This window comes from Parapedomonas caeni (genome assembly GCF_041060555.1).
In the GTDB taxonomy this organism is placed as follows: domain Bacteria; phylum Pseudomonadota; class Alphaproteobacteria; order Sphingomonadales; family Sphingomonadaceae; genus CAUJIW01.
Window position 1 is genome coordinate 14,921 of the sequence record NZ_JBEUDS010000018.1, and the last position, 26,280, is coordinate 41,200.

Annotated in this window: 28 protein-coding genes and 1 tRNA gene; 13 read left to right on the forward strand and 16 right to left on the reverse strand. The window is 67.5% G+C overall.

Features of this window, described 5'->3' with window-relative positions; translation table 11 throughout:
• Nucleotides 1-7 precede the first annotated feature (7 nt).
• The 3 genes from ABU113_RS12180 to ABU113_RS12190 are packed head-to-tail and all read right to left on the reverse strand — an operon-like array spanning nt 8 to nt 2,615.
• Nucleotides 8-697, reverse strand: a complete 690-nt coding sequence (locus tag ABU113_RS12180) for an HAD family hydrolase (protein ID WP_454559769.1) — start codon at nt 695-697, stop codon at nt 8-10.
• Complete coding sequence (locus tag ABU113_RS12185) at nt 694-1,497, reverse strand: nucleotidyltransferase family protein (RefSeq protein ID WP_454559770.1); 804 nt, start codon at nt 1,495-1,497, stop codon at nt 694-696. The genes ABU113_RS12180 and ABU113_RS12185 overlap by 4 nt, the downstream gene beginning before the upstream one ends.
• Nucleotides 1,494-2,615 (reverse strand): CDP-alcohol phosphatidyltransferase family protein, encoded by a 1,122-nt coding sequence (locus tag ABU113_RS12190; RefSeq protein WP_454559771.1) that lies wholly within the window; start codon nt 2,613-2,615, stop codon nt 1,494-1,496. The genes ABU113_RS12185 and ABU113_RS12190 overlap by 4 nt, the downstream gene beginning before the upstream one ends.
• 126 nt (nt 2,616-2,741) lie before the next feature.
• Here ABU113_RS12190 and ABU113_RS12195 point away from each other — a divergent pair, with 126 nt between their 5' ends.
• Genes ABU113_RS12195 through ABU113_RS12210 form a run of 4 tightly spaced genes read left to right on the forward strand, consistent with a single transcriptional unit; the run spans nt 2,742 to nt 6,242 of the window.
• Nucleotides 2,742-3,872, forward strand: a complete 1,131-nt coding sequence (locus ABU113_RS12195) for an MlaE family ABC transporter permease (RefSeq protein ID WP_454559772.1) — start codon at nt 2,742-2,744, stop codon at nt 3,870-3,872.
• Complete coding sequence (locus ABU113_RS12200) at nt 3,872-4,678, forward strand: ABC transporter ATP-binding protein (RefSeq protein ID WP_454559773.1); 807 nt, start codon at nt 3,872-3,874, stop codon at nt 4,676-4,678. The genes ABU113_RS12195 and ABU113_RS12200 overlap by 1 nt, the downstream gene beginning before the upstream one ends.
• Before the next feature lie 3 nt (nt 4,679-4,681).
• On the forward strand, nt 4,682-5,623 hold the full coding sequence (locus ABU113_RS12205; protein WP_454559774.1) for an MlaD family protein: 942 nt from the start codon (nt 4,682-4,684) through the stop codon (nt 5,621-5,623).
• A complete protein-coding gene (locus ABU113_RS12210; RefSeq protein WP_454559775.1) occupies nt 5,613-6,242 on the forward strand; it encodes an ABC-type transport auxiliary lipoprotein family protein in 630 nt (209 codons plus the stop codon). The genes ABU113_RS12205 and ABU113_RS12210 overlap by 11 nt, the downstream gene beginning before the upstream one ends.
• A gap of 13 nt (nt 6,243-6,255) precedes the next feature.
• Here the strand turns inward: ABU113_RS12210 and ABU113_RS12215 are convergent, their stop codons facing one another.
• From ABU113_RS12215 to ABU113_RS12225, 3 genes are all read right to left on the reverse strand, one after another.
• Nucleotides 6,256-6,585 (reverse strand): hypothetical protein, encoded by a 330-nt coding sequence (locus ABU113_RS12215; RefSeq protein ID WP_454559776.1) that lies wholly within the window; start codon nt 6,583-6,585, stop codon nt 6,256-6,258.
• A 121-nt stretch (nt 6,586-6,706) separates the two neighbouring features.
• Nucleotides 6,707-7,120 (reverse strand): hypothetical protein, encoded by a 414-nt coding sequence (locus ABU113_RS12220; RefSeq protein ID WP_454559777.1) that lies wholly within the window; start codon nt 7,118-7,120, stop codon nt 6,707-6,709.
• Entirely contained in the window at nt 7,120-7,314 is a 195-nt protein-coding gene (locus tag ABU113_RS12225; protein ID WP_454559778.1) for a hypothetical protein, read from the reverse strand. Before ABU113_RS12225 ends, ABU113_RS12220 begins: the two co-directional genes overlap by 1 nt.
• Before the next feature lie 162 nt (nt 7,315-7,476).
• Between ABU113_RS12225 and ABU113_RS12230 the strand changes: the two genes are divergently transcribed.
• Nucleotides 7,477-8,151, forward strand: a complete 675-nt coding sequence (locus ABU113_RS12230) for a S24 family peptidase (RefSeq protein WP_454559779.1) — start codon at nt 7,477-7,479, stop codon at nt 8,149-8,151.
• 40 nt (nt 8,152-8,191) lie between these two features.
• Here the strand turns inward: ABU113_RS12230 and ABU113_RS12235 are convergent, their stop codons facing one another.
• On the reverse strand, nt 8,192-8,362 hold the full coding sequence (locus tag ABU113_RS12235) for a hypothetical protein (protein ID WP_454559780.1): 171 nt from the start codon (nt 8,360-8,362) through the stop codon (nt 8,192-8,194).
• A gap of 268 nt (nt 8,363-8,630) precedes the next feature.
• On the opposite strand from ABU113_RS12235, the gene ABU113_RS12240 reads away from it, so the two are divergent.
• The 3 genes from ABU113_RS12240 to ABU113_RS12250 all read left to right on the forward strand — a co-directional run bounded on the left by ABU113_RS12240 (nt 8,631) and on the right by ABU113_RS12250 (nt 15,051).
• Nucleotides 8,631-8,840 (forward strand): hypothetical protein, encoded by a 210-nt coding sequence (locus ABU113_RS12240; RefSeq protein ID WP_454559781.1) that lies wholly within the window; start codon nt 8,631-8,633, stop codon nt 8,838-8,840.
• Between the two features lie 302 nt (nt 8,841-9,142).
• A complete protein-coding gene (locus ABU113_RS12245; RefSeq protein WP_454559782.1) occupies nt 9,143-10,807 on the forward strand; it encodes an autotransporter assembly complex protein TamA in 1,665 nt (554 codons plus the stop codon).
• Nucleotides 10,807-15,051, forward strand: coding sequence for a translocation/assembly module TamB domain-containing protein (locus ABU113_RS12250; RefSeq protein ID WP_454559783.1), 4,245 nt, complete (start codon nt 10,807-10,809; stop codon nt 15,049-15,051). The genes ABU113_RS12245 and ABU113_RS12250 overlap by 1 nt, the downstream gene beginning before the upstream one ends.
• 43 nt (nt 15,052-15,094) lie before the next feature.
• Here the strand turns inward: ABU113_RS12250 and ABU113_RS12255 are convergent, their stop codons facing one another.
• The 3 genes from ABU113_RS12255 to ABU113_RS12265 all read right to left on the reverse strand — a co-directional run bounded on the left by ABU113_RS12255 (nt 15,095) and on the right by ABU113_RS12265 (nt 18,188).
• Nucleotides 15,095-16,039: a copper resistance protein B gene (locus ABU113_RS12255; protein ID WP_454559784.1), complete on the reverse strand. Its 945-nt coding sequence runs from the start codon at nt 16,037-16,039 to the stop codon at nt 15,095-15,097.
• A complete protein-coding gene (locus ABU113_RS12260) occupies nt 16,036-17,694 on the reverse strand; it encodes a copper resistance system multicopper oxidase (protein WP_454559785.1) in 1,659 nt (552 codons plus the stop codon). Before ABU113_RS12260 ends, ABU113_RS12255 begins: the two co-directional genes overlap by 4 nt.
• Before the next feature lie 65 nt (nt 17,695-17,759).
• Nucleotides 17,760-18,188 carry a hypothetical protein gene (locus ABU113_RS12265; RefSeq protein WP_454559786.1) on the reverse strand — a complete coding sequence of 143 codons (429 nt, stop codon included), beginning with the start codon at nt 18,186-18,188 and terminating at the stop codon, nt 17,760-17,762.
• A gap of 117 nt (nt 18,189-18,305) precedes the next feature.
• Between ABU113_RS12265 and ABU113_RS12270 the strand changes: the two genes are divergently transcribed.
• Nucleotides 18,306-19,682 (forward strand): DUF4139 domain-containing protein, encoded by a 1,377-nt coding sequence (locus tag ABU113_RS12270; protein ID WP_454559787.1) that lies wholly within the window; start codon nt 18,306-18,308, stop codon nt 19,680-19,682.
• An 81-nt stretch (nt 19,683-19,763) separates the two neighbouring features.
• Nucleotides 19,764-19,840: transfer RNA gene (locus tag ABU113_RS12275), tRNA-Pro, on the forward strand.
• Between the two features lie 182 nt (nt 19,841-20,022).
• Here ABU113_RS12275 and ssb read toward each other — a convergent pair.
• The 4 genes from ssb to ABU113_RS12295 form a co-directional block, all read right to left on the reverse strand.
• Nucleotides 20,023-20,553 carry a single-stranded DNA-binding protein gene (gene ssb, locus ABU113_RS12280; RefSeq protein WP_454559788.1) on the reverse strand — a complete coding sequence of 177 codons (531 nt, stop codon included), beginning with the start codon at nt 20,551-20,553 and terminating at the stop codon, nt 20,023-20,025.
• A 72-nt stretch (nt 20,554-20,625) separates the two neighbouring features.
• Nucleotides 20,626-22,461, reverse strand: a complete 1,836-nt coding sequence (feoB, locus tag ABU113_RS12285) for a ferrous iron transporter B (RefSeq protein ID WP_454559789.1) — start codon at nt 22,459-22,461, stop codon at nt 20,626-20,628.
• Nucleotides 22,458-22,751 carry a FeoA family protein gene (locus ABU113_RS12290; RefSeq protein ID WP_454559790.1) on the reverse strand — a complete coding sequence of 98 codons (294 nt, stop codon included), beginning with the start codon at nt 22,749-22,751 and terminating at the stop codon, nt 22,458-22,460. Before ABU113_RS12290 ends, feoB begins: the two co-directional genes overlap by 4 nt.
• Before the next feature lie 123 nt (nt 22,752-22,874).
• Complete coding sequence (locus ABU113_RS12295; protein WP_454559791.1) at nt 22,875-23,561, reverse strand: COQ9 family protein; 687 nt, start codon at nt 23,559-23,561, stop codon at nt 22,875-22,877.
• A gap of 157 nt (nt 23,562-23,718) precedes the next feature.
• Here ABU113_RS12295 and rpsU point away from each other — a divergent pair, with 157 nt between their 5' ends.
• Both rpsU and ABU113_RS12305 read left to right on the forward strand, forming a co-directional pair.
• Complete coding sequence (gene rpsU, locus ABU113_RS12300) at nt 23,719-23,928, forward strand: 30S ribosomal protein S21 (RefSeq protein ID WP_259277421.1); 210 nt, start codon at nt 23,719-23,721, stop codon at nt 23,926-23,928.
• 80 nt (nt 23,929-24,008) lie between these two features.
• Nucleotides 24,009-24,524 (forward strand): FKBP-type peptidyl-prolyl cis-trans isomerase, encoded by a 516-nt coding sequence (locus tag ABU113_RS12305; RefSeq protein ID WP_454559792.1) that lies wholly within the window; start codon nt 24,009-24,011, stop codon nt 24,522-24,524.
• A 75-nt stretch (nt 24,525-24,599) separates the two neighbouring features.
• Here the strand turns inward: ABU113_RS12305 and ABU113_RS12310 are convergent, their stop codons facing one another.
• Nucleotides 24,600-24,977, reverse strand: coding sequence for a DUF423 domain-containing protein (locus ABU113_RS12310; RefSeq protein ID WP_454559793.1), 378 nt, complete (start codon nt 24,975-24,977; stop codon nt 24,600-24,602).
• Entirely contained in the window at nt 24,977-25,447 is a 471-nt protein-coding gene (locus ABU113_RS12315) for a DUF1465 family protein (protein WP_454559794.1), read from the reverse strand. The genes ABU113_RS12310 and ABU113_RS12315 overlap by 1 nt, the downstream gene beginning before the upstream one ends.
• Nucleotides 25,448-25,618: 171 nt before the next feature.
• Between ABU113_RS12315 and ABU113_RS12320 the strand changes: the two genes are divergently transcribed.
• Nucleotides 25,619-26,095, forward strand: coding sequence for an Hsp20 family protein (locus ABU113_RS12320; protein ID WP_454559795.1), 477 nt, complete (start codon nt 25,619-25,621; stop codon nt 26,093-26,095).
• Nucleotides 26,096-26,280: the final 185 nt, after the last annotated feature.

Here is a 26,280-nt window from a genome sequence, read left to right on the forward strand (position 1 = left end):
CAGCCGCTTAGTCCCAGTCGATGATTTGCCAGCCGCGCGCCAGCGCCAGCGCCCGCAGTTTCCGGTTGGGGTTGGTGGCGACCGCCACGTCCGCCCAGTCGAACACCGGCTGGTCGGAGTGATGGTCGGAATAGAAGGTGACGTGGCAGGCGTTTCGCGCCAGCCCCTCGGCCGCCAGATAGTCCAGCACCATGGCGAGCTTGGCCGGGCCATAGCAGTTCTCGCCGTCGATGGCCGGCAGGATATGCTGGCCGGCATCCCACACCGAACGGGTGGCGACGATCTCGCTGACACCCAGCCGGGCGGCGATGTCGTCGACGTAGAAGTCGTAGCTGGCGGTGGCGAGGATGACCCGCGCGCCGGCGGCCTTGTCGGTCGCGATCTGTGCCAGTGCGCCAGCGTAGATGCCGCCAGCGAACAGGCGGTCGACGAAGCGGTCGATCGCCGGTTGCAGCTGGGTGGCGCTGGGCCTGCCCACCAGCAGCGCCAGCATCAGCGTCTTCAGCCGGCCGCGGCTGATCCATTTGCCGACATAGGCGAGCAGGCACGCCACCACCAGCGGCGCCGTCAGCAGCCGCCACGGCCGGTGCCTGGCCGCCCACGCCAGCATGAACGGCGTGTAGGTGGGGTAGCGGGTGATGGTGCGATCCATGTCGTAGATCGCCAGCCGGATCGGGGTCGCCAGGGTGTCGCTCACGGGGCGCGGTCTTTCAGGATTTGCTCGACCAGCATGTGGTCGTCCGGTTTGTCGACGTCGATGCAGGCTTCCGCCTCGGCCATCACCACCGGGATCGCGGTGAGCCCGAGCCGGCGGCCGGCGGCGGCGAAAGCGGCCGGCAGGCTGATCGAGCGGGTCAGCATCCGCAGGAACAGCCAGGGGCCGAAGCGGGCGAAGATCTTCCAGACCTTCTTGCGATCCTGCTCCACCTCCCGCCAGAGTTCGAGCGCCGCGCGGGCGCCGGGGTCGCGGAACAGGAACAGGTTGGCGCCGGAGTACCAGCCGCCGCGGAACTTCAGCCAGGTGCGCCGGCTGAGCGGATAGCGGGCAAGCAGGGTCGCCTGCTCGACGAAGCCGACCGCGAGGTCGGCGCCGCTGGCGACGGCGGGCGTCAGGAACGAGGCGACCATGGCCGGCGTCAGCAGCGCATGATCGGCGGTGGTCAGCAGCAGCGGGCTGCCGTCGCCGTCGAGCGCCGCCATCGCGTCGAGCACGCTGGCCGAGATGGATTCCCGCGAGGTGCGGAAACCGACCCGTGGATCGTCGGCCAGCCAGGTGAGGTCGGGGTGGGTCATCAGCAGTTCGGGTTCCTGCGTCAGCAGCACCACCCGGCCGATGCCCGGCGTCGCCAGCAGGGCGCGCACCACCCGGCCGACCATCGGCTCGCCGCCCACCGGAATGATGGCCTTGAACGAGACCCCGAAATGCTCGGCCAGCGGATCGCGCCCCGGCCGCCGGCCGGCCGGCACGAGGGCTGTCACCGGCAGCGGGAGCGTCATGCCGCCCGCAGCCAGGAGACGATCGGCTTGCCGCTCATGCGGGCGAGCAGCGCCTGGAACAGGCGCACGAGGTGGAACACGAACGACAACGCGCTCCAGCCCACCACCAGCAGCAGGCCGATGTCCGGCCGGCCGAACAGCAGACTGCCGGTCATCAGCAGCACATTGGGGTTGCGGCGGGCGGTGATCAGCCGGAACTGGGAGTCAATGCGCTCCCAGACATGGATGTGCATCCCGAACAACCGCTGGAAGGCACCTTCCACCAGACGACCGGCGACATAGGTGACAAGGATCGCCCACATCATCTGCTCGAACAGCGGGGGGGCGAGCGGCGTGCCATAGGCGGCCAGACCCCAGGCCCAGGCCCAGTACCAGAAGGGCGGATGGATGAGGTCGATGCCGTGGTCGAACAGATTGCCGAACTTGGACGAGGTAATGGTCACGCGCGCCAGTTTGCCGTCGACGGTGTCCAGCACCATCATCGTCCAGCCCATGGCCAGCCCGCTCCAGTACCAGCCTTCGGCAAAGGCGAAGGTGGCGGCGATGCACAGCACCAGGCCGATGGCGGTGACCATGTTGGGCGTCAGGCGCAGGCGTGCCGCCAGCCGGGTCAGGTGGAAGGCCAGCACCGGCCAGGCATATTTGGTCAGCAGGTCGGTGACACCCTTGTAGGCGCCGTAATAGCTGTCGCGCTCGATGCCGGGCACGGTCTCGGGCGTCAGCGGCCGTACGAACGGGGTCTCGCGCTTGCGCAGCTCGTGATTGTAGATCTCGGCGCCCCGGTCGGCGGCGAACTCGGTGATGCCGTGGGCGGCCTGCCACGGCGTGCCGGCGGTCATCGCGGCCAGTGCCGCGGGCGCGTGTTCGGCGGACAGGTTGGCCAGCACCACCCGGCCGCCGAGCGTCAGCACCGACGGCTGCTCCTTCATGGCGACGACCCAGGCTGGATCGAAGGCGAAGCGGGCGTCGGCGAGGAACACCCGGCCGGTATCGGGCAGGGCGTCCGGTCGCGCGATGGCAACGCCATTCTTCTCGAAGATGCGGGTGATACGCTGCGCGGACGTCAGCCCCCACAGAGGGGTGGCACAGGAACCAACAATGACGGCCGCGTCGCTCATGAACGGCTCTCTCTCAATGTCATGTGGCCGAAATGTGGTCAGTTGTCGATGGGCGTGGGGTTGTCGTGCAGAATCCTGCCATTACAGTGCGCTCCGGGCACGAAGCCGTGCAGGTGAGGATGAGATTTGACACAGGCAGCGCTGACCGGACTGCGGATCGAGACGGCGGGCGACGAGACACGCGTGTGCATCGTGGGCCCCCTGACCGTGCGTGAGGCCGGCATCGCCTATGACCGGCTGGCGGCGCTGACGCCGTCGCCGGCCATGACCATCGACCTTGGCGAGGCGGACACGATCGACACCATCGGCGCCTGGCTGGTCTACCGCTTCCTGCGCGACTGGCGGGTTGCCGGCGTCCGGGCGCGGTATGCCAACGCGACGCCCGAGCAGGAGAAGCTGATCGAGCAGGCGAGGATCAACGACGCGCCGTGCGAGGTGCGGCCGCGCGAGGCCAATCCGGTGGTGCGTCAGCTCGCCGAGATCGGGCGGGCGACCGTCGCCATCACCGACCGCTTCGGGGCGCTGCTGGCCTTCCTCGGTCTCGTGCTGGCGCGGCTGGCGCTGCAACTGGCGCGGCCCTGGCGTATCCGCTGGACGTCGCTTAGCCATCACATGGAGCAAGTCGGCCTCAAGGCGCTGCCCATCGTCGGCCTGATGTCCTTCCTGATCGGGCTGGTGCTGGTGCAGCAGGGGGCTTATCAGTTGCGCCGGTTCGGCGCCGAGATCTTCGTCGTCGACATGATCGGCATCGCCACGCTGCGCGAACTGGGGGTGCTGCTCACCGCCATCATGGTGGCCGGTCGCTCCGGCTCGGCCTTCACCGCCCAGATCGGCACCATGAAGCTGACCGAGGAGGTGGACGCCATGCGCACCATCGGCCTCGATCCCATCGACACCCTGGTATTGCCGCGCCTGCTGGCGCTGGTGATCCTGATGCCGCTGCTGGTGTTCTATGCCAGCATGGTGGCGATCGCCGGCGGCATGGTGTTTGGCTGGCTGTCACTCGACATTCCGGTCGATACCTTCTTCACCCGGGTGCGGACGGTCGTCACCATGGACGACTTTCTGGTCGGCATGATCAAGGCGCCGGTCTTCGGTATGGTGATCGCGGTCGCCGGCTGCTTCGAAGGCATGCAGGTGGCTGGTGATGCCGCCTCGGTGGGCGAGCGCACCACCATCTCGGTCGTCGAGTCGATCTTCATGGTGATCGTGTTCGACGCTTTCTTTGCAGTCTTCTTCACAACGATCGGCATGTGATGACGGATCGCGACGTCATCATCCGTGTCCGCGGCCTGCGCAACCAGTTCGGCGCGCAGGTGGTGCATGACAATCTCGACCTTGACGTCCGACGCGGCGAGATCATCGGCATTGTCGGCGGCTCGGGCACCGGCAAGTCGGTGCTCATGCGCTCGATCATCGGCCTGCAGGAGCCGGCGGCCGGCACCATCGAGATCCATGGCCGCTCCACCGCCAGCCTGTCGGAGCGCGACGCCAAGGAACTGCGGCGGACCTGGGGCGTGCTGTTCCAGAACGGGGCGCTGTTCACCTCGCTGACCGTCGCCGAGAATGTGCAGGTGCCGTTGCGCGAATATTATCGCATGGACGATCATCTGCTCGACGAGATCGCTGCCTTCAAGATCGCCATGGTCGGCCTCGACCGTGATGCCGGTCCGAAGTACCCCTCCGACCTTTCCGGCGGCATGCGCAAGCGCGCCGGTCTGGCGCGGGCGCTGGCGCTTGATCCGTCGATCCTGTTCCTCGACGAACCGACAGCGGGGCTTGACCCCATCGGTGCCACGGCGATCGATGATCTGGTCAGGCAGTTGCAGCAGACGCTGGGGCTGACGGTGTTTCTCATCACCCACGACCTCGACACGCTGCACAGCGTATGCGACCGGGTGGCGGTGCTCGCCGACAAGCGGGTGATCACCGTGGGCACCATCGACGAGCTGCTGGCCTACCCGCATCCGTGGGTGCAGGAGTATTTCAAGGGGCCGCGGGGCCGCGCGGCCTTGCAGATCGCCGGCGGCGCGGATACCTCTGGCCATGGTGAAGGGGGATAGGGCTTGGAGACGAAAGCCAACCATGTGTTGATCGGCGCGTTCATGCTGGTGCTTACCGGCGCGCTGTTCGGCTTCGTCATCTGGCTGGCCCGCTTCGAAAGCGGTGCCAGCGCCCAGTATGATATCTACTTCAGGGACTCGGTGGCCGGTCTCGACGTTGGCAGCGTGGTGCGTTTCAACGGTGTCCCGGTCGGCCAGGTCGCACGCATCGCCCTGGTGCCGGAAGACCCCCGCAAGGTGCGCGTGCGCATCGCCATTTCCGAGGACGCGCAGATCCTCGAAGGTACCACCGCGACGCTGGAGGCCCAGGGGCTCACCGGCATCGCTTTCGTCCAGCTCACCGGCGCGATGGTCGGCGCCCCGCCGCTGAAGGAGAGCGGGCCGGAGGGCGTGCCGGTCATTTCCAGCCGGCCCTCACCGCTGGCCGAGCTGTTCACCGGCGCCCCGCAACTGCTGCAGCAGGCGACGGTCGCGGTCAGCCGGGTGGGCGAACTGCTGAACGAGGAGAACCGGCAGTCCGTCGCCAATACGTTGAAGAACATGGAGACGGTGTCGTCGGGCATCGCGCGGCGGACACCCGAGATCGAACGTACGCTCGTCGAGCTGGAGACGACAGCCAAGGAAGTGCGCGTGGCGGCGACGGCGTTCACCGCGCTGGCCCAGAGCGGCCAGGCGATGGTGGACAATGATGCCCGGCCAATGATCGCCGAGGTGCGCAAGCTGGCCCGGCATTCCAGTCGGCTGGTGGCGCAGCTCGATGATGTGGTGACCGAGAATCGTCCCGGCCTTGCCCGGTTCACCGAGGCCACCGTGCCGGAGATGACGCGGCTGATGATTGACCTGCGGGAGCTGACCCGCACACTCAACCGGCTGGCGGAACGGATGGAGCAGGGGTCGGCGCAATCACTGATCAGCGGCAGCAAGGTGCCCGAATATGAGCGCTAACCGAGTCCTCGTCATGCTGGCCCTGTTTGCCGGCCTTGCCGGTTGCGGGCCGCTGGTCAAGATCGGCGACGATGCGCCGCCGCCGTCGCTCCACACGCTGCGGGTGCTTGAGCCGCTGCCTGCCATGGCGCTGCCGACACCGTTGCTGGTGGACGAGCCCGAGGCGGTGGCGGAACTGCGCTCTCCGCGCATGGCGGTTCGTACATCGCCGACCGGGATTGAGTATCTGGCCCGGGCCCGGTGGGTTGATCCGCCGGCCCGGCTGTTCAGCAAGCTGCTGGAGGAACAGCTGCGGTTCGCCGCCGACGGCCAGGTGTTGAGCTTCCGCCAGATCGACGCGCCTTTTGCCTATCGATTGAACAGCCGGCTGATCGATTTCCATGTCGATGTCTCCGACAAGGACAATCCGCGCGCCCGGGTCTCGCTCTACCTTACCCTGCTGACTGCCCCCAATCCGCGCGTGGTGAGCGTCACCCGGGTGGATGTCGCCGCGCCATTGGCGTCAACCCGGCCGGATGCCGTGGCCGTCACCATGAACGAACTGGCCAATGCTGCGGCGCGCCAGATCGCCGACTGGCTGGCGGCGGTACCGACGGCATCGGGGCGCAAGCCGGGCTGACCACCCGCCGACGTTACGTCAGCGTCTCGAAATCCAGCCCGACGCGCCAGCGGCCGTCACAGCGCGCGATGATGTCCGGCGCGCCCAGCAGTCTCGCCGGTCGCCAGCCGACGGGGTGATCCGGCAGCAGCAGCGGTACGCCGTCGGCGATCCAGCGCGCGGCGAGCCCGCGCAACCGGCCGAGCACCGGGGCTTCCAGCAGCAGAACCGTCGTGAACTGACAGGTCCGCCAGCCGGGCAGGTGTCCGGGCAGGGGGGGAGATGGCAGTCCGTCCGGTCCGGTCGGCCAGAATTCACCTGACGCCCACGATGAGGTCACTGCCCAGAATTCGGTTGTCGCCATGGTTTTCCTCCGGCTGTTGCCCGCCCGAGGGCGGCGCACCTCCCGTGCCACGCCCCGCGAATTTGGTTCGCTGTTGGGACATTACTCTTTAAAGTAGAATAATTTATGGTTAATCACACCTTCACTCGTCGAGCGCCAGCAAGTCGATTACGGCATGGCCATGGACGATGCCGGAGCTGGCATCGATGCGCGTGACAATCTCGCAGATACTGGTCTCCACGATGGTCTGAGCACTCGTTGTCATTTCGAGATTGGCAACGGTGATGGCAAGCTGACTGGTCAACGCCCCCAGCGCGGCGGCAGACACGCCTGTCTGCGCGGTGTCGAGCATGACCTGGTGGCCCTGACCCGTGAAGCTCGCGCTGTGCCAGGGGCGACTGCGCAGGCAAGTCAGCATGACCTGTGGCGCGTGATCGGCGGCGTTGATCCGGGACACCAGTTTGCAGCCAAGGGAATCGGCGTTCTGGCGAAGTGCCGCGCTGATCTGGTCGAGCAGTGCGGCATGTGGGGCATCGCATGTCGTCGCGGCCATCATCACGGCTCTCTTGTTGCCAATTTGGCGATAAATTGACTGATTTTGCGGCGATTTTGGCTCTTGATGCGGCGGCCTCGCCGCAGATCAAACACCAGTCGCGGGTCGTTGAGGGCGTCCCGGCCGAAGCGCGACGGCGCGATGTTGTGGTCAAGAATGACCCGCTCAACGTGCATAAGTAGTTTTTGACCGTTCATTTTTTCGTTATTCCCCTACTAGATAGGATTTAAGCAATTACCCTGAAAATCCGCTATTGTCTAGGGTAAAACCTATGGTAGGAAGGAATGAACTTCCCCCAGCGCGTGGCGCGGCCAGGGCTCTGGTCTGCCCATTGCTGTATTGGCGCAGAAAGGCGTGTGATGACCAACGATGCCATCCGGCAGCGGCTTGACCGCCTGGTTCATGAGCGTGGCGACGATTATGCGACGTTGTCGCGGATGCTGGGCCGCAACCAGACCTACATCCAGCAGTTCATCAAGCGCGGTGTGCCGCGCAAGCTTGACGAGGATGATCGCCGCAAGCTGGCCGAACACTTCGGGGTTTCGGAGCAGGAACTGGGCGGGCCGCCGGGGCCCGTGGGCCGCGCCGTTCACGCCGGTGTCGGACAGGTGCACGATTCGCAGGATTACGTGTTGATTCCGCGGCTGGATGTGGGCGCCTCGGCCGGCCATGGCAGTTTGCCGGGCGACGAGGACGCGCAGTCGGCGCTGGCGTTTCAGGCCCGCTGGGCGCGAAGCATTGCATCGGGCGGTGTCGAGGCACTGTCGGTGATCCGGGTCGAGGGCGATTCGATGTATCCGACCTTGTCCAACGGCGACCAGATTCTGGTCGACGCGGCGGACAAGCGGGTCCGCGATGGCATTTTCGTGCTGCGCACCGACGGCGCGCTGCATGTGAAGCGCGTCTCGGTCAATCCGACGAGCCGGCGGCTCAGCATCCGCAGCGACAATCCGGTCTATCCCGCATGGGAGGATTGCGACCCCGCCAGCATCGATATCATCGGTCGCGTGGTGTGGGTCGGCCGCAAGCTGTAGCGCCGCGTCGCGGCGGGATTGCCGGGGGGCCTGCCGGGGGTCAGCGTTTCCCCTTGCGGATGAAGTCCCGCACACTGATGCCGATTGCCAGGACGACGCCGGTCGCCAGACCGATTACCAGTCCCAGGCTCGGTTGACGGGTCGCCATGCCGGCGGCGACGCCAACGATCACGCCCAGCGTGATGCAAATGCCTCCGGCCTGTGCCGCCATGGCCTGCTTCTCCTTCATCCTCCGCGCCCCCGTGGCGCCTGGAAGCTTCCGCCGCTGCATCTAGAGCATTTCGGGCGGAGGGGGAACGGTTTCGTTCCGCCTCGACAAGTTGGCACAGTGAGTCCCGTTCTGGTACAGGGTGCGCCTGCGCGGCACAGGGCGGCAGCCAGGACTTCTAAAAAAATAGAGTTATTTCAATGTCGTGTCGCTTGGCGCGCGCCTTGCTCCCTGTCTGTCACAACAACGGACACAGGCCGGGAGCAGACTCATGGAACAGCTTGCCATCCACGACATCAACGCTTTCCGCGTCGCCGAGCATCTGGTGCGCTGGCATGGTGACGAGGCGGTGCTGGAGGCCGCCAGCCAGGCGGACAACAGCCGGGCGCTTGGCAATCAGGAGCTGTTCAGCCACTGGCGCGCGGTGGAGCATGCCATCCAGGTGCTCCAGCTGGAGGAGCCGCTGGGCGAGATCCACTGACCACCCTCAGGTTAACGCAGGAATTTTGAACAAAAACTGACATTACCCCGTCGATCCTGGCTGTCATCGTGACGCGGATCGGATAGACCAGACCCATGAGCCATGGGTTCTCGGTCTCGATGCTCTTCGGTGGCGCCCTTGTTGGCGCGATCCTGTGCGGCGTACCTGGAGCCCGAGGTCAGCAACCGGCGCTCCCGGACACAGTACCACCCTCGACCGCGCCGGCGACGGACGCCACCGAACGCACGCCTCGCTACGCTGTGACATTCAGCGGTTTTGACGCGATCGGTCTCGACGATCGCATGAAACAACTCTCCATCTTGTGGGCCAACCGGCGCAGCCGCCCGGACAGCCTGGCGCAGTTGCGCCGCCGGATCGCCGAGGATGTCGCCTCCGCCGAGCGGCTGCTCCAGTCGGAAGGCTATTATGCCGGCCGGGTGCGCTTTGCGCTGGATCGGCAGGACAGCGGCGACAATCAGGTCGAAGTCATCATCACCGCCGAGCCGGGTCCGCGTTATCTGCTGCGATCGGTGGAGATCAAGGCCCCGGCGGGGGTTCAGGTCATGGTGCGCGACATCCTGGCGCTGGCGCCAGGCCAGCCGGCGACCGCGCAGGCGATGCTGGATGCCGAGGCACGCCTTCGGGTCGAGCTGCCGCGACGCGGGCATCCTTTTGTCGAGGTCGGTGCCCGGGATGTGGTGGTGGACCATGGCGATGCCGGCGTAAGCTACGAGCTGGCGGTCGATACCGGGCCGCTGACCCGGTTCGGACCCCTTGAGTTCACCGGCGAGGAGGTGCTGCGCCCGCGCCATATCGCCCGGCTTGCCCGCTTCAAGGCAGGCGAAATCTACGATCAGCGCCGGGTCGACGACTTTCGCGAGGCCCTGCTGTCCACCGGGCTGTTCGCCGAGGCCGCCGTGGCGCCCCGATTGCCGACGGGTGCCAGCCGGGGTGATGCCGAGGTCGCCGCGCCGGTTGTTCTGCGCACGGAGGCCGCCAAGCGTCGCTCGATCGGCCTCAGCGTCGGCTATGGTTCCGGCTCGGGGCCGAAGGCGGAAGCCACCTGGCAGCATCGCAATCTGTTCGGCGCCGAAGAACGGCTGACACTGCTGGGGCGGGTGGGCACCCAGGAGCAACTGGCGCGGGCCAACCTGCAGAAGTCGAATTTTCGCCGTCGCGACAACGCGCTGATCAGTCAGCTGGAGATCGCTCACGAAACACCGGACGCCTACGAGACCTATCGCGGGACGTTCAGCATCGGCATCGAACGGGAAACCGACCCCATCTGGCAGAAGCGATGGGTCTATTCCCTGAGCGCCGAGACATCGATCGAGCGCATCCAGGACGCCGCGGGGGAGCGCACCTACCTGCTGCTGGCGGCACCGGCGACGCTGCGCTACGATTCCACTGACGACCTGTTCGATCCCACGGCGGGATTTCGCGCTTTCGCCATCGTGACCCCGCAGCTGGCCGAACAGGGGGGGGTGTTCACTTACCTCAAGACCGAGTTGGGCGGGAGCTACTACCGGCCGCTTGATGCGCAGGCGCGGTTCGTCGCCGCTGGCCGCGTGCGGGTGGGGTCCATCGTCGGCGCCGGGCGAGACCGGATCGCCGCCAATCGTCGCTTCTTTGCCGGCGGTGGCGGTTCGGTGCGCGGTTTCAGCTATCAGAACGTTGGCGAGCAGAGCGCCGATGGTACGCCGCTGGGCGGCCGGGCGATCAGCGAGGTCGGGGCTGAACTGCGCTGGCGGGTGACGGAGCGCTTCGGCATCGTTCCCTTCTTGGATGGCGGCATCGTTACCCGTGACAGCACGCCGACACTGTCGGGCTTCCGTTGGGGCGCGGGTCTGGGCCTGCGCTACTATACCGACTTCGCGCCGATACGGGTGGATGTGGCGACGCCGCTGGGCCGCCGGCCGGGTGAGCAGCGACTGCTGCTTTATGTGTCCATCGGGCAGAGTTTCTGATGCGCGCGCGGTTGGCCTGGCTGGTGCGCGCGCTGGGGCGCCTGCAGCGCTACGCCGTGGTGGCGCTCGCGGTTTTCGCGGTGCTGGCGTCAGGGGTCGCAGCGGGCGGCTATTGGCTGGACACGCCATCCGGCCGGGCCTGGCTCGCCCGGCAACTGGCCGCGCTGGAGACTGAGTCCGGCCTGGCCGTCGGTGTTGGCGGCATTCGTGGCAGTCTGTTCGGCGGGCTCACGGTTGTCGACCTGACCTTGCGTGATCCCGAGGGTGTGTTCGCCCGTGCGCCATCGGTGGCGATCAACTGGTCGCCATTGTCCCTTGTCCGTAATCGGCTGATCATCAGCAGCATCTCCTCCCCGACGTTTGTTCTGGAGCGTCGACCCGTGCTGCGCGAGACGCCGTCCGAAGGCCCGCTGTTGCCGGAGATGGACATCAGTATCGGGCGTCTGCGCATCGATCGGCTGGTGCTGGAGGCGCCGGTGACGGGGGCGGATCAGCGGTTCATTCTCACGGTACGCGGTGGCTTGCATGTGGGTGATGGCCGGGTCGACAGCCAACTGCGCGTGGGATCGACCGGCAGCGCGGACCGGATGGTCACGACCTTCGTGGCCGAGCCGGAGCGGGATCGGCTGAACATCGACGCCCGCATCGTCGCGCCGGAAGATGGGGCTCTGGCCAGTCTGCTGGGCCTGCCGCATGGTTTTCGTCTCACCGTCGCGGGCAAGGGAAGCTGGCAGGACTGGCGTGGCCGGATATCGGCACGATACGCCGACGAGCCGCTGACAGCGCTTGTCGTGCGCCTTGCCGATGGCCGGCTCGCACTTGCCGGCGATATCCGCCCCGTCACCGCGCTCCCCGCGCCGGCCCGCCGGCTGCTGGAGGGACCCGTCCGGTTGACACTGACCGGGGAACAGACGGACCGGCGGCTTGTTACCCAGGTGACGCTGGTCGGGCGGGCACTGGAGGCGCGCGGTCAGGCGACCCTTGGACTCGATGATGGCGCCCTCGACAAGACGGCGCTGAGTATCAGTTTGCCGGTGCCTTCGGCGATCGATCCGGCCCTTGTCGCCGACGGGTTGTCGGCGCGGCTGGAAGTCGCCGGCCGGTATGACCGGCCGGCGCTGACTCTGACCGCCGACGCGCGGCGGCTGGTCCGCGGCGGGCTGGCGTTCACCAACCTGCGGGCCCGGACAAGATTAGCGGCCGGACCCGCGCCATCGCGTGTGTTGCTGGATGCGAGCGTCGCTTCTGTGCGCGGGCTGCCAGAGATAGCCGAACCCCTGACGCGCGACCTGCGCCTGCTCGGGGTGCTGACCTATGACCCTGACAACCATGCCCTGGCGGTGTCCGAGATCGCGCTGGACAACCGCGTGCTTACGGCACGGGGCAACGTCGATATCCTGCTGGATCGACGACGCTATGAATTCAGCCTGCGCGCCTTGGCCCGGGGATTGGCCCTGCCGCCCGGCCTGGCCACCGACATCGAGGCAATCGTGCACGGGAGCAGCGAGGACTGGAGCCGGGCGCCGCGTGTTGAAGGTGTTGTTTCGGCCTCCAGGCTGCGCGGGCGTGATCCTGTGCTGGCGAACCTGCTGGGTCGCGCGGCGCGGCTCGACGGCCGGCTGGCGCTGTCTTCCCGCGGTGACCTGAGCGTGACCAATATCCGGCTCGCCGCTGCTGGACTGTCGGCGTCCGGCTCGGTGCGCCTCGGTCCGGACCGCCGGCTTGATGGACGGCTTGACGGTCGACTGGCCGATCTGTCGCCGTTCGGGTTGGCTGGCGTGGCGCAAGGCCCGGTCGGGTTCTCGGTGCGCGCCGACGGCGATCTCGCGGCGCCGCGCCTTGTTGCCACGGCGCGGCTGGCGGCGGCCGATTTCGCCGGCCAGCGGTGGACGAACCTTGAGGCCGGAACGCAGTCGGAGACGTTGGCGCGCCATCGGGTGACGCTCACGGGCAGCGGGCCGCTGGGCGCGGTCAATATCACCAGCGGGCTTGATCTTGCCGATGGGGTGGCGCTGCGCGGGCTGGCCGCCCGTTTCGGCGCCCTGACCTTGCGTGGCGACCTCGCCCGGCCTGTTGGCCAGGCCTGGCGTGGAGTGCTGGCGGTCTCAGGCGCTGGACTGGATGGCCGAGTGGCGCTGGCGCAGCCGCGCGCGGCGCCCCGGCTCGACATCGACCTCCAGGGTCGCGATGTGCGGCTGCCCCTGGCCAGGCCGATTGCGATCGGCCGGCTCGATGCCCGGGGCGCGCTGCTGCTGGAGCCGGCGATGCCGCGTTTCGTCGGTCGCGTCGAGATGGACAAGGCGGCGATCAGTCGGCTGGTGCTGGATCGCGTCCGGCTGGCGGGCGATGAGGCGGGTGGCAACGCCACGCTGGCGCTGGAGGCCAGGGGTACGCGCGGCCTGACTTTCGATCTCGCCAGCAAGGCCGAGCTGGCGCCCGGTGAAATCCGGCTGTCCGGGGCCGGTACGGTGGGGGATCTGCCCATCAGGTTCAGCCAGCCGCTCGTTCTGGCGCGCGCTGGCGACGGCTGGCGACTGCTGCGGTCCGAACTCACGCTGGCCTCCGGCACCCTGGCGGCGGAAGGGGCCTGGACGCCACAGGACAAGCACCTGCGCCTGCAAGCGGCCAACGTGCGCGCAACCGTGCTGGAGCTGATCGAGCCCAATCTCGGCTTTACTGGCCGGCTGTCCGGCACTGTCGAGGCGCGCCAGCTGGCGGACCGGCCAATGACCGCCAATGCCGATCTGGCGGTAGACAACCTGCGTCGGGCGGGGCTGGTTGGTCGCTCGGCGCCGATGCGCGCGCGCCTGGTGGCCTCGCTTGACGCCACGGCGCTGAAGGCCTCGCTCAGTGCGCACGAGAACGGCACCCAGGCCGGCAGCGCCGACGTGACGGTTGGCCCGCGTCTGCCGCCGGCGACACTGGGGCAGGTGCGTTCAAGCTGGCTTGCCGCGCCGCTGGCCGGTCGCGTCGCCTGGAACGGCCGGGTGGAGGCCTTGTGGGCGCTGATCGGGCATGAGGGCGACGACATCGCCGGTCCGGTGATGCTGGACGCCCGGCTGTCCGGCACGCTCGCTGATCCCCGTATCAACGGCCACCTGACCTCCCGGGGACTTTCCTATGAGAATCTGGCGACCGGGTTCATCGTCGACCAGCTGGCGCTGGATGCCAGCTTCACCGAATCCCGGCTGGAGATCGCCAGTCTTGCCGGCCGTGCCGGCAAGGATGGCAAGGTCTCGGCGACCGGCTGGGCGGACCTTTCCGCCGCGCGGGGCTTCCCCGCCGACGTCAGGATCAGCCTCGACAAGGCGACGCTGATGCGCCGCGACGATGTGACCGCCAGCGCCAGTGGTGACGTGCGGGTGACGCACGGCGCCGATGGTGGACTGATTGCCGGCGCGCTCAGGGTCAACAGCGCACGCCTGCGCGCCGGTGGTGCACAGGCCGTCGATCCGGTGCCGATCATCGCCTATCGCGAGGTGGGCGGCGAGTTCGTCGAGCGGGCCAGTGTCGCGCGCGCCAGCGTCAGCAGACCGCTGCGCCTCGATCTCGCGGTCAAGGTGTCGGACAAGGTGTTCGTCGAGGGGCTGGGCCTCGATTCCGAATGGCGTGGCAATCTGGAGATTGGCGGCACCACGGCGACGCCGCTGATCGCTGGCCGGCTTGATCTGGTGCGCGGTACCTATGAGTTCGCCGGCCGCAATTTCGATCTCGACCGCGGCCAGATCCTGTTCCAGGGCGCCAGTCCGCCCAACCCGCTGCTCAACATCGTGGCGACTCACGCGCTCGATGGCACCACGGTCACCATCACCATCGAGGGCACGGCCCGCAAGCCGCGCATCACCTTCTCCTCCAGCCCCAGCCTGCCGCAGGACGAAATCCTCTCGCGTATCCTGTTCGGCACCTCGATCACCAACCTGTCGGCACCGGAAGCGCTGCAACTGGGGGCGGCGCTGGCGGCGTTGCGCGGCGACGGCGGTCTGAACGTGGTCGGGCAGGTGCGCAAGGCGATCGGCATCGACCGGCTGCGGGTGTCGCCCGGCGATCGCGCCAAGGGCATTGGCACCACCGTCACCGGCGGCAAGTACCTCACCAACCGGGTCTATATGGAGGTCTCGACCGACGGCAGCGGCTACACCTCGACCCTGATCGAGGTCGATCTCACCCGCACGCTGTCGATCCTGTCGCAGATCGGCTCGCTGGGCACCACCAACGTCAGCCTGAAGTGGTCGAAGGACTATTGAGGAACCTGTCCTGCCAACCGATGGCGGGCAGGACAGGTTGCCCTCAGAACCAGAACCGTACCCCGGCGACCACGGCGGCCTCGCGTGGCGATGCGCCGTCGGCGCGGGCTAGATCGGCGGTGCGGCCGAGTTTCGCGGTCCAGCTCACCCCCACATAGGGGGCGAATTCGCGGCGAAACTCGTAGCGCAGGCGGGCACCCAGCGTGACCTCCGACAGGCCCCGGCCGATGCCGCGTGCCCGGTCGGTCTCGCTGTAGGCATCGGCCTCCAGTTCGGGCGTCAGCACCAGCCGCTGGGTCAGCAGCAGCTCGTACTCGACGTTGAGCCGCGCCGCCAGCCGGCCGGACGGGCCGGCGTAGAGGCTGGCTCGCACGTCGAACCAGTAGGGCGCCAGGCCCTCGATGCCGATGCCGAGCCAGCCGCGCTCAGGCCCGTCGCCGACATCCTGCCGGATGCCGGCTTGCACCTCCCAGAACGGGCTGACGGCGCGGGCCCAGAACACCTCGACAGCCGCCTCCACCTCATGACCGGCGGCGGCGCCTTCGCTGCGCCACCCCAGCCGGTCGATGTCGCCACCGGACCAGCCCTGGATGTCCCAGGCCAGACCGTCGGCCGAGCGGGTGTTGCCCTGGTATTCGAGCTTGTCCACCAGCAGCAGGAAGGTACGCGGTGGCGCCATGTGATGGGCCGACATCGGTTCGTTGTCGTACCCGCTGGCATAGGCGTGGGGGTCGCGCGGACCGGAGGCGGGTGTCTCCGGCAGCGCCGAAGGTGCCGCTGACGGCGTGGCGGGGTGGCTCATCTGGCCGTGGTCCATGCCTGAATGGTCCATGCCTGAATGGTCCATGACCGAGTGATCCATGGTGCCGTGGTCCGGCGCGATGGCGGGCGCGGGAGTCGGGGCCGGCGCGTGGTCATGGACGTGCTGGGCCAGCGCCGGTGGGGCGCTCAGTGTCAGGGCGAGAAGGGTGAGGGAGATCCTAGTCATGCGACGATCACCTCCCGGAACATGCCGCCGGCCATGTGGTAGAGCAGGTGGCAGTGAAAGGCCCAGCGGCCCGGTGCGTCGGCGGTGACCCCGAAACGCACCCGCTGCGCCGGCTGCACCGAGACGGTGTGCTTGCGCACCAGAAAGCGCCCCCGCGGGTCTTCCAGTTCGCTCCACATGCCGTGCAGATGGATGGGGTGGGTCATCATGGTGTCGTTGACCAGCACGAAGCGCACCCGTTCGCCGTACGTCAGGTGGATCGGCTTGCCCTCGGGATAGGCCAGGCCGTCGAAGCCCCAGACATAGCGTTCCATGTTGCCGGTGAGGTGCAGTTCGATGTCGCGCGCCGGCGCCCGTGCGTCGAGCGGCCCGCCCAGTGTCCGCAGGTCGGCGTAGGTCAGCACTCGCCGGCCGTTGTCGCGCAGGCCGATGCCGGGGTCGTCGAGGTTGTCGCGCGGGCTGTCGACCCGCATGTCGACGCTCGGGCCGAACTCGCTGCTGGCGTGGCGGGCAGGCAGCGGCGGGGCGCGATGACCCGCATGTCCGCCGTGGGCGCCGTGGCTCATCGCGCCCATCATGTCGATCATGTCGAGGCGGACCCGCGGGTCCATCGCCGGCACGGCGGCGCTCATGCCGGCACGCGGCGCCAGCGTCGCGCGGGCAAAGCCCGAGCGGTCGATGGACTGGGCGAACAGGGTGTAGGCGCGATCGTCGGCCGGGCGCACCAGCACGTCATAGATTTCCGCCACGTTGAGCCGCAGCTCGTCCACCGCGACCGGCGCCACCGGCTGGCCGTCGGCGGCGACCACGGTCAGCGTCAGGCCGGGGATGCGCAGGTCGAAGATGGTCGAGGCCGAGCCATTGATCAGCCGCAGCCGCACCGTCTCGCCGGGGCGGAACAGCCCGGTCCAGTTGGCGGCCGGCGGCTGGCCGTTGACCAGGTAGGTGTAGGCCGCTCCCGAGACGTCGGCCAGGTCGCTGGGGTCCATGCGCATGGTCGCCCACATGCCGTCCGGCAGGTTGCCCAGCGTCGGTTTGCCGTGGTTGTAGTAGTGGCTCATCTTCTTCAGCCGCGCCTGGATGGTGGCGGGCGGCGTGTCCGACCAGTCGCCGAGGAAGATCACATGCTCGCGGTCGGCCTCGATCGGGTCCGGCCCGGCGGGGTCGATGATCAGCGGCGCGGCAAGGCCGGTCTGCTCCTGGAAGCCCGAATGGGCATGGTACCAGTAGGTGCCGGATTGCCGGACCGGGAAGCGGTAGGTGAAGGTCTCGCCCGGCCGGATGCCGGGGAAGGACAGGCCAGGCACGCCGTCCATCCCGACCGGCAGGATGAGCCCGTGCCAGTGGATGGAGGTATCCACCTTCAGCCGGTTGGTGACGTGCAGCGTGACCTCCGTGCCTTCCCTCCAGCGCAGGGTCGGGCCGGCGAACTGGCCGTTGACGCAGGTAGCGATGCGCGGTCGGCCGGTGATGTTCACCGGTGTCTCGACGACATCGAGGTTGAACTCGGTGCCGGTGAGCACGGTGGGTGTGGGTGCAGGCCGGGCCGCGCGGGCGTGGCGCGGGGCGAGCAGGCCGCTGCTCGCCAGCGCGCCACTGGCGGCAAGGCCGGTGACGAAGCGCCGGCGGCTGAGGCCGGGCGGAATCAGGGACATGGAGAGGACTCCCGAAGCTTGGACAGGCGGATCGCGCGGACCAGCGGCCACGCGCGGCGGGCCGGTCAGCCGATCGGGGGGCGCAGTGGCGGCGGCGCGTGTTGCGGCGGTGGCGTGTCGGCGTGTTCGGGCCTCGCTGGCGCGCGCGGCAGGGCGAGGGCGATGACGGCCGGCAGCGGCAGGGTCAGGCTGGCAAGGCCCGCACAGCCGCAGCCATGGCCGGTCGGGCAGGCAGCCATGCCACCCTGGTCGCAGCAGTCGTGACCGGCCGGTGGTGGCGCGGCCGTGCCGGCGTCGGGGTGCGCCATCCTCCGGTCGCTGGGTGCAGGCATCGCGCTGTCATGGCAGGGGCTGTCCGGCGTTGCCGTGGCGGCGGCCGCGCGGCTCGCCTGGCCGGCCATCGGCATCGCCTGTGCCGACGGGGCGGCGGGGACCAGCACCGCCAGCACCAACGCCAGCATCAGCCGGCCGACAGGGCGCGTCCAACTTGTCATCGGCTCAAACTAGGGTGAGCATGACCGGCATTCAAGCGGCCCGCGGTTCAGTGGTGGTTCAGCGGCGGTTCACCGCCACTCTGCCAGCAAGGAGGCCGCACCAACCGGAGAGAGCAAATGCGCACCCTTCCTCTTGCCATTGTCGCCCTGACCGCACCGCTGGCGCCCTTGCCGGCGCTGGCGGATGGCGTCAGCCTGACCATCTACAACGAAGATCTCGCCATGGTGCGTGACAGCCGCACCATCGCCTTTCCGGCCGGCGGCGGCGCGATCGCCTTCGATGGCGTGTCGGCGCGCATCCGTCCCGAGACCGCGGCGTTGAAGGCCGACGGCGTGCGGGTGGAGCAGCAGAACTTCGATTTCGATCTGATTTCGCCGCCCAAACTGCTGGAAAAGGCCGTCGGCAAGCCGGTGACCATCCTGCGGCTGAACCCCGCCACCGGCAAGGAGGAGGCGACCCGGGCGACGGTGCTGGCGGCCAACGGCGAGCCGCTGTTCGTGATCGACGGGCGTATCGAGACGCTGGGTGCGGGCGCGCGGGTGGCGTTCGACAGCCTGCCGGAGACGCTGAAATCCCGCCCCACCCTGTCGATGCAGGTGGTCAGTGCGCGCGCCGGCAGCCGGCCCGCCCGCCTGACCTACCTCACCGGCGGCCTCGGCTGGAACGCCGACTATGTCGGGCAGTATGACGAGGCGCGCGGTCTGCTGAATCTGCAGGGCTGGGTGACCATCCGCAACCAGAGCGGCACCGACTTCGTCAACGCCCGGACCCAGGTCGTCGCCGGCGACATCAATCAGGCGACCCGCGAGATCATGGTCACCGCCTACCGCAAGGATGCCATGGCGATGCCGGCGCCCCCGGCCGAGCCCGCGCGCGAGGCGGTGGGTGACTATCACCTCTATACCCTGCCGACGCCGCTGACGCTGACCAACAACCAGACCAAGCAGGTGGCGCTGCTGCACGCGGCCTCGGTGAAGGCCGCCCGATCCTACCGCTACGAGGCGCATGGCTTCTCGACCCAGGAGCAGCCGCAGAATGTCGAGGTGCGGGTGCGGTTCGCCAACACCGCCGCCAATGGCCTCGGTCAGCCGCTGCCGGGCGGGGTGGTGCGCCTGTACGGACAGGACAAGGCCGGCGAGTCGCAGTTCCTCGGCGAGGATTCCATCGCCCATACGCCGGACGGCAACACGGTGGACCTGACGCTCGGGCGCGCGTTCGACGTGACGGTGCAACCGCTGCTGGAGGGGCGGCGCATCGTCGCCCGGGACGACAACGGCCAGACCGTCGAGTGGTCGATGGTCTATACGCTGCGCAATCGCAAGGATGCCGCCACCACCGTCGATCTGCGCCAGAGCGGTCTCTACGGTGACTGGCAGCTGCTGGGCGAGTCGCTGAAACACCAGAAGCTGGATGCCGACACCATCGGCTGGCAGGTGCCGGTGCCGGCCAAGGGCGAGACAGTGGTGAAATTCACCCTGCGACAAAGAAACTGACACAAACACCCTGTGCGGGGCCTTGCGTTTCCCGGATCGCTTGCGCTATAGACCCGCGTCCGACGGCGGCAGCTCCTCTGACGGGGAATAGCTCAGCCTGGTAGAGCACTGTGTTCGGGACGCAGGGGCCGGAGGTTCGAATCCTCTTTCCCCGACCAATCGCAGGGGCTGCCGCGAAAATCGGCGCAAGATCAAGGGGCTGGCGGAAACGCCAGCCCCTTCTTCGTTGTGGCTCCCGTGTTCGCGGCCCCATGAGGAGCCAGGTGCGCGAGCGCCGCCCAATGAAAACGCCGGCGTGTGGCACGCCGGCGTTGTCGATGAACCCGTGTTGGGGGTTGGCTCAGAACGGAATATCGTCGTCGAGATCGTCCTGCCGGCTGGAGCGCTGCTGGCCGCCAAAGCCGCCGCCGCCGCCCGACGACCGGCCGCCGCCCGAACGGTAACCGCCGCCCTGGTCCTCGCCGAAGCCGCCGCTACCGCTGCTGCCCCCGCTGTAACCGCCTTCCTCGCCACCGCCGCCGCGGCCGTCGAGGATGGTCAACTCGCCACGGAAACGCTGCAGCACCACCTCGGTGGTGTACTTCTCCTGGCCCTGCTGGTCGGTCCACTTGCGGGTCTGCAGCTGGCCCTCGATGTAGACCTTGGTGCCCTTGCGCAGATACTGCTCGGCGACCTTGGCGAGGTTCTCGTTGAAGATCACCACATTGTGCCACTCGGTGCGCTCGCGCCGCTCGCCCGAGGCGCGGTCGCGCCAGCTTTCCGAGGTGGCGATGCGCAGGTTGACGACCTTTGAACCGTCGTTGAGCGAGCGCACTTCCGGGTCGCGTCCGAGGTTGCCGATGAGAATGACTTTATTGACGCTGCCCGCCATGCGCGCTCCTTGTCGTGATTGGGCTTTGAAAAGGCCGGGCAGCATAGCAGCCCGCGCGCTGAACGCCAGTCGTCAACCAAGCAGCGCGCGGGAAATCCAGTAGGTGGCGCCGGCGGCTATGTAGGCCATCACGAACAGGTAGACGAACATGAAGGTGGTCCAGCGCCAGCCATTGGTCTCGCGGCGGACCACCGCCAGCGTCGACAGACATTGCGGCGCGAACACGTACCAGGCGAGGAAGGCGAGTGCCGTTGGCAGCGACCAGGCGGCCCGCAGGGTCTCGACCAGTTGCGCCTCGCCGCCTTGCAGCGCATAGACGGTGCCCAGAGCACCGACCGCCACCTCGCGCGCGGCCATGCCGGGCACCAGGGCGAGCGCGATCTCCTTGTTGAAGCCGATCGGCGCGAAGATCACATGCAGGCCGTGGGCGATGGTGCCGGCGATGGAATAGTCGAGAGCTGGGCCGCTGGCGCCTTCCGGCGGCGCCGGGAAGGTCAGCAGCACCCACAGCACGATCATCGAAATCAGGATGATGGTGCCGGCGCGCTTCAGGAATACCATGGCACGCTGATAGAGGCCGATGACGACGTCGCGCCACACCGGCAGCTGGTACTTCGGCATTTCCAGCAGGAATGTCTGCGAGGCGCCCTTGACCAGCGAGTTTCGCAGCACCCAGGCGACGACCAGCGCACTGACGATGCCGGCGAGATACAGCACGAACAGCACCAGCCCCTGCAGGCCGACCGGCCCCAGCACGGCCTTGTTGGGGATGAAGGCGGCGATGATGACGGCATAGACCGGCAGGCGGGCGGAGCAGGTCATCAGGGGGGCGATCATGATGGTGGTCAGGCGGTCGCGCGGGTTGTCGATGCTGCGGGCGGCCATGATGCCGGGGATGGCGCAGGCGAACGACGACAGCAGCGGAATGAATGCCCGGCCGTTGAGGCCGACACGCGCCATGATGCGATCCATCAGGAAGGCGGCGCGGGTCATGTAGCCGGACTGTTCCAGCAGCAGGATGAAGGCGAACAGGATCAGGATCTGCGGCAGGAACACCACCACCGAGCCAACGCCCGACAGGATGCCGTCGTTGATCAGCGAGCGCAGCAGCCCCTCGGGCAGCGATGTGGCCACCAGCGTCTGCAGTCCGGCGATACCGTCCTCGATCCAGGTCATCGGCGCTTCGGCCCAGGCGAACACCGCCTGGAAGACGACGAACATCAGGGTGGCGAGAATCAGGGGGCCGGCGACGGGATGCAGCACCACCCGGTCGACGCTCTGGGTGATCCTGCGGGCCTGACCCTGGGACAGGATGACGTCAGCAGCGATGGCGCGCGCTTCCGCCTGCAGGGTGCGGACGTCCGCCGGTGGCAGCGGAGGCGATGCCTCGGCACGATCGATGAGGGCCGGCAGGGCGGCCATCAGATCGTCAAGGCCCCGCCGGCGCACCGCCACGGTTGGCACGATGGGCACGCCCAGTGTCGCGCTCAGCCGTTCGAGGTCCAGCTTCAGGCCGTCGCGTTCGGCGAGGTCCATCATGTTGAGCGCCAGCACGATGGGTACGCCGAGCCGTTTGAGTTCGAGCACGAAGCGCAGGTGATTGCGCAGGTTGGTGGCGTCCACCACGCACACCATGGCGGCGGGTCTGGTCTCGCCTTCCTGGGTGCCCAGCAGCACCCGCCGGGTAACCTCCTCGTCGGGGCTGCGCGGGGTGAGGCTGTAGGCGCCGGGCAGGTCGACGAGGTCGATGTCGCGGCCGTCCTTCAGGGTCATGCGGGCGGATTTGCGCTCGACGGTGACGCCCGGATAGTTGCCTACCTTCTGGCGCGCGCCGGTCAGCGCGTTGAACAACGAGGTCTTGCCGGCGTTGGGGTTGCCGACGACGGCAACCGTTGCGGCGATGCTCATTCCGCGGCCTCACGCTTGGCCAGCATGCCGGCATGTTTCGTTGCGTCGACCTCGACATGGACATGCGCCGCGTCGGCCTGGCGCATGGCGATGACGCAGCCGCCCACCCGCACCGCAACGGGGTCGCCACCAAACGGTCCCCGATGCAGCATTTCCACATCGACTCCTTCGTCGAAGCCCATCTCGTGCAGACGCAAGTCGAGATCCCCGGCCGAGGCGGCCGGATCGATCGCCAATATGGTTGCCCGCTGGCTGGGGCGAAGTGCGCCGAGGGTGGTCGGTCCGGTCATTCACTGCTTCCAAACGAATGTTGTTGCGAACAATTATCAAAACGTTTGATCAGGGTCGAGTCCCGTCTTCGCGTCGTACGGTGGTCGGCGATGAAAATCAGGCGGGGCGTGTGCGGCGTGGGGTCAGGATGCGGGATAGCGCAGCCGTCCGAGGAAGCGGCTGAGGCTCGGCAGGCGGGCCTGGCTCTCCCGCAAGCGATACTTGAAGGTCTCGAAACGAATGATGCCGTCCAGCCGGCGATCGAGGAAGGCCAACGTTTCCGCCTGATCGTCCGACTCGTCGTCGAGCCACACCGCAAGGGTGGCGGCGTAAACGCCGCCCAGTGTCAGCCGCTTGGTATAGTGGTTGAAGTCTGTCGCCGTGTCGCCGGCCAGCCGCCACATGGTGTCGGCGGTCCGCCACAGCAGGCGGGCCCCACGCATTGCGTTGGCGGGCAGTGCAAGCACAGCCAGTGCCCGGCGAATCGCTTCGCGGTGCGGCGCGGCCTGGGCCAGCCGGGTGGTGATGCACAACCGGATGCGGGCGCGAATCTTTAGGCTCGCCAGGGTTGCCGGATCGAGCGTGTCAGCCATGTCGGCATCCGCCCTGGCAATAAAGCCGGCGATCATGTCAATGGCCCCGCCAGGGAAGACGAGCGCGGCCCGGTCGGCGGGAATGCCGAGGTCGTCCGCTGCGCGCGCCAGCGCCTGCGGGGTCCAGCCATCGAAGGGCACATGCGGCAGTACCGCGTCGATCAGGCGTGGCGCCAGGTCGTCCAGCGTCAGGTCGTCCGGCGGCGTCAGGTCGGGGGTGGCCGAGGGCATTGTCATGAGTCAGTATATAGCCTGCAACCGCAGGCCTGTGGAAAGGCCAATTGCCGCAGATTCGAGGCTTCACAGACAGCCCCTGTTCTGATAGGGAGGCCGCTCGCGTCGTGGGCGGACGGCTCTCGGCGAACCTATTCCGATTGGAGAGAGACGGCTCTTTATGCAAATTATCGTTCGCGACAACAACGTCGACCAGGCCCTGCGCGCGCTGAAGAAGAAGCTGCAGCGCGAAGGTGTGTACCGGGAGATGAAGCTTCGGCGCCATTACGAGAAGCCCTCGGAAAAGCGCGCCCGCGAACGTGCCGCCGCTGTCCGCCGCGCCCGCAAGCTGGAGCGCAAGCGCCAGGAACGTGACGGCGCCAGCCGTTAAGACGCGGATCGTGACTGGCGGGAGCCGCCCCTGACGGGCGGCTTTCGTCATTTGACAGCAGTGGTGAGTGGGGGGCCGTGATGGCGCGTTGGATCGTCCTTCTGGGTGCGTTGATCGTGGGTGCCGTCGTGCTGGCGCGTGTGCTGCAACCGTCATCATTGCATCAGGAGGCCGCCGGCCGGGCTTTCCTGGCCGAGAATGCCCGCAAGCCCGGCGTCGTGATCCTCGACTCGGGCCTTCAGATCGAGACGCTGCGTCCTGGTCAGGGTGACAAACCGCGTCCGCAGGACATGGTGATGGTCCACTACAAGGGCTGGCTGGTCGACGGCACCGAGTTCGACTCCAGCTATGCCCGTGGCGAGCCGGCTGTTTTTGGCGTCGGCGATGTCATTCCCGGCTGGTCGGAGGGGCTGCAGCAGATGCAGCCGGGCGGCAAGTACCGTCTCTTTATCCCCAGCGATCTGGCCTATGGGCCGGAAGGAGCGGGCGGCGTGATTCCGCCCAATGCGGTGCTGTCGTTTGAGGTGGAGTTGTTGGCCGTGAAGCCGTTGCCTCTTCCGTCGGCGTCACCCGGTGCGGCGGCGCCTCAGCAGTAATCCCTCGGATCGCGGCAAGTCAGAAGCCCGGGCCCCCGTCAGGCCCGGGTTTTTTGCGTCGTGCTGGGGGGGGCGTCAGCGAGGGCGGAAGAGTGCCGCCGGCAGCAGCAGGCTGAGCCAGCCCAGGATCATCAGGCTGCCTCCCGCGGGGGCGGCCATTGGAAACAGGCGGTATCCGGCCAGTTCGCGCAGGGCGACATCACCGGCAAACAACAGTGCACCCAGCGTGATTGTCCATCCAGACAGGCGCAGCAGCGCGGCGGTGCGAGCCGATATCGGTAACGTGCTGCCCAAAGCCAGCGTGACGCCGGTGGCGGCGTGCAGGATTGCCATGGTGGCAGCCGTGCCAAGCGCCGGTGTCTGCACCGCGTGGGCGGCGACCGCCGCCAGTGCCACGCCAGCGCCGCCCAACCCGGCACCGGTGGCCAGCAGCAGGCGTGCCGAGACGTGCATCAGAAGGCGCGTTCCAGGCGGTCGAGCAACTGGCGCGCGGGACTGGCGGCGGCACTTTCCTCATGCATCTGCTCTTCCAGCCGGTGGACCCGTTCGTAGAGGTCCTGGCTGCGGCGGATCAGGGTGAGCGCGAACGACGGCAATGCCGACAGGCGGGGGTCGGTGCGCTCGTCGGAAATCGAGGCGCGTCCCAGCTTGCGGTCGGGGTGATCAGCCTCGGCTTCACTCATTTCGCCGGCGGCCACCGCCTTGCGCACCAGCAGCCATGAAATGACATGCATGATACGGGTGGTGACCTTCAGCGACTCGCAGGAGAATACCACCCGGTCCATCGGCTCCAGCCGTTTGCGGTCCCACTGGCCGATCTTCTCGAAATAGCCACGGGCTTCGTCGGCAAGCTCCATGGCTTCGCTGTACAGCGAGTCCACCAGCAGCGGCGTCAGGGACGCCTGGGGTCGATCGTCGGCCATGACCTGACTATGCCCACAGAATGCCGCAGGCGACAACCACCTCTTGAAAGAAAGAGAGTTAATGCCCAACTTGAAAATCGTCGGGTGCCGCAAGTGGCGGGCTCGATGCTCAAGAAACCTGGCCCCTGTGGCAGGTATTGAAGCCAATTGCTCAAAGAGGAGAATAGGCTTATGCGTGCTTCCGACTTTGCTCCGTTGCTCCGGTCTTCCATCGGATTTGAAAATCTCAATCGACTTGTCGATTTCGCTACTCGGGTTGATGGTGCCGATAACGCTTATCCGCCCTACAATATCGAGAAAGTGAGTGAGGACGAGTATCGTGTTTCTTTGGCGGTCGCCGGGTTCAGCGCCGATGAACTGGATGTCACCACCCAGGAGAACACGCTCATCATTACGGGTCGCGGCAAGGAGGAGGCCAGCGGTCAGACGCGGACCTTCCTGCATCGCGGTATCGCCAAGCGGGCGTTCGAGCGCCGGTTCCAGTTGGCTGACACCATCAAGGTGACCAACGCCAGCTATGCCGACGGCCTGCTCAACGTTGAGCTTGTACGCGTGGTGCCCGAGCACAAGAAGCCCCGCAAGATCGAGATCGCCGCTGCGGTTCCGGCGGCCTCGGTCATCGAGGGTCAGCGACTGGCGGCCGAATAGAGACAGCTTTCAGTTCGTCTTCCCCTGTTACCTTGACCTTGCGGCTCCCGGACTCGGTTCGGGAGCCGGTTTTCTTGTTGGCGGTACGGCCAACCGTATGTCCGCCCCGGTGCCCGCTCGTGTGCCGGGCGTCGCCGCGCATGGTCAGGCGCGATCATGATTGCAAATGAGTTGCATGACTATTC

What these genes read in the sequence shown, in the direction of transcription:
- ABU113_RS12185 (WP_454559770.1), bottom strand. Translation starts at nt 1,497, where the DNA reads ATGACGCTCCCGCTGCCGGTGACAGCCCTCGTGCCGGCCGGCCGGCGG.
- ABU113_RS12190 (WP_454559771.1), bottom strand. Translation starts at nt 2,615, where the DNA reads ATGAGCGACGCGGCCGTCATTGTTGGTTCCTGTGCCACCCCTCTGTGG.
- ABU113_RS12200 (WP_454559773.1), top strand. Translation starts at nt 3,872, where the DNA reads ATGACGGATCGCGACGTCATCATCCGTGTCCGCGGCCTGCGCAACCAG.
- ABU113_RS12210 (WP_454559775.1), top strand. Translation starts at nt 5,613, where the DNA reads ATGAGCGCTAACCGAGTCCTCGTCATGCTGGCCCTGTTTGCCGGCCTT.
- ABU113_RS12215 (WP_454559776.1), bottom strand. Translation starts at nt 6,585, where the DNA reads ATGGCGACAACCGAATTCTGGGCAGTGACCTCATCGTGGGCGTCAGGT.
- ABU113_RS12220 (WP_454559777.1), bottom strand. Translation starts at nt 7,120, where the DNA reads ATGATGGCCGCGACGACATGCGATGCCCCACATGCCGCACTGCTCGAC.
- ABU113_RS12225 (WP_454559778.1), bottom strand. Translation starts at nt 7,314, where the DNA reads ATGAACGGTCAAAAACTACTTATGCACGTTGAGCGGGTCATTCTTGAC.
- ABU113_RS12230 (WP_454559779.1), top strand. Translation starts at nt 7,477, where the DNA reads ATGACCAACGATGCCATCCGGCAGCGGCTTGACCGCCTGGTTCATGAG.
- ABU113_RS12235 (WP_454559780.1), bottom strand. Translation starts at nt 8,362, where the DNA reads ATGGCGGCACAGGCCGGAGGCATTTGCATCACGCTGGGCGTGATCGTT.
- ABU113_RS12240 (WP_454559781.1), top strand. Translation starts at nt 8,631, where the DNA reads ATGGAACAGCTTGCCATCCACGACATCAACGCTTTCCGCGTCGCCGAG.
- ABU113_RS12245 (WP_454559782.1), top strand. Translation starts at nt 9,143, where the DNA reads ATGAAACAACTCTCCATCTTGTGGGCCAACCGGCGCAGCCGCCCGGAC.
- ABU113_RS12250 (WP_454559783.1), top strand. Translation starts at nt 10,807, where the DNA reads ATGCGCGCGCGGTTGGCCTGGCTGGTGCGCGCGCTGGGGCGCCTGCAG.
- ABU113_RS12255 (WP_454559784.1), bottom strand. Translation starts at nt 16,039, where the DNA reads ATGACTAGGATCTCCCTCACCCTTCTCGCCCTGACACTGAGCGCCCCA.
- ABU113_RS12260 (WP_454559785.1), bottom strand. Translation starts at nt 17,694, where the DNA reads ATGTCCCTGATTCCGCCCGGCCTCAGCCGCCGGCGCTTCGTCACCGGC.
- ABU113_RS12265 (WP_454559786.1), bottom strand. Translation starts at nt 18,188, where the DNA reads ATGACAAGTTGGACGCGCCCTGTCGGCCGGCTGATGCTGGCGTTGGTG.
- ABU113_RS12270 (WP_454559787.1), top strand. Translation starts at nt 18,306, where the DNA reads ATGCGCACCCTTCCTCTTGCCATTGTCGCCCTGACCGCACCGCTGGCG.
- ssb (WP_454559788.1), bottom strand. Translation starts at nt 20,553, where the DNA reads ATGGCGGGCAGCGTCAATAAAGTCATTCTCATCGGCAACCTCGGACGC.
- feoB (WP_454559789.1), bottom strand. Translation starts at nt 22,461, where the DNA reads ATGAGCATCGCCGCAACGGTTGCCGTCGTCGGCAACCCCAACGCCGGC.
- ABU113_RS12290 (WP_454559790.1), bottom strand. Translation starts at nt 22,751, where the DNA reads ATGACCGGACCGACCACCCTCGGCGCACTTCGCCCCAGCCAGCGGGCA.
- ABU113_RS12295 (WP_454559791.1), bottom strand. Translation starts at nt 23,561, where the DNA reads ATGACAATGCCCTCGGCCACCCCCGACCTGACGCCGCCGGACGACCTG.
- rpsU (WP_259277421.1), top strand. Translation starts at nt 23,719, where the DNA reads ATGCAAATTATCGTTCGCGACAACAACGTCGACCAGGCCCTGCGCGCG.
- ABU113_RS12305 (WP_454559792.1), top strand. Translation starts at nt 24,009, where the DNA reads ATGGCGCGTTGGATCGTCCTTCTGGGTGCGTTGATCGTGGGTGCCGTC.
- ABU113_RS12310 (WP_454559793.1), bottom strand. Translation starts at nt 24,977, where the DNA reads ATGCACGTCTCGGCACGCCTGCTGCTGGCCACCGGTGCCGGGTTGGGC.
- ABU113_RS12315 (WP_454559794.1), bottom strand. Translation starts at nt 25,447, where the DNA reads ATGGCCGACGATCGACCCCAGGCGTCCCTGACGCCGCTGCTGGTGGAC.
- ABU113_RS12320 (WP_454559795.1), top strand. Translation starts at nt 25,619, where the DNA reads ATGCGTGCTTCCGACTTTGCTCCGTTGCTCCGGTCTTCCATCGGATTT.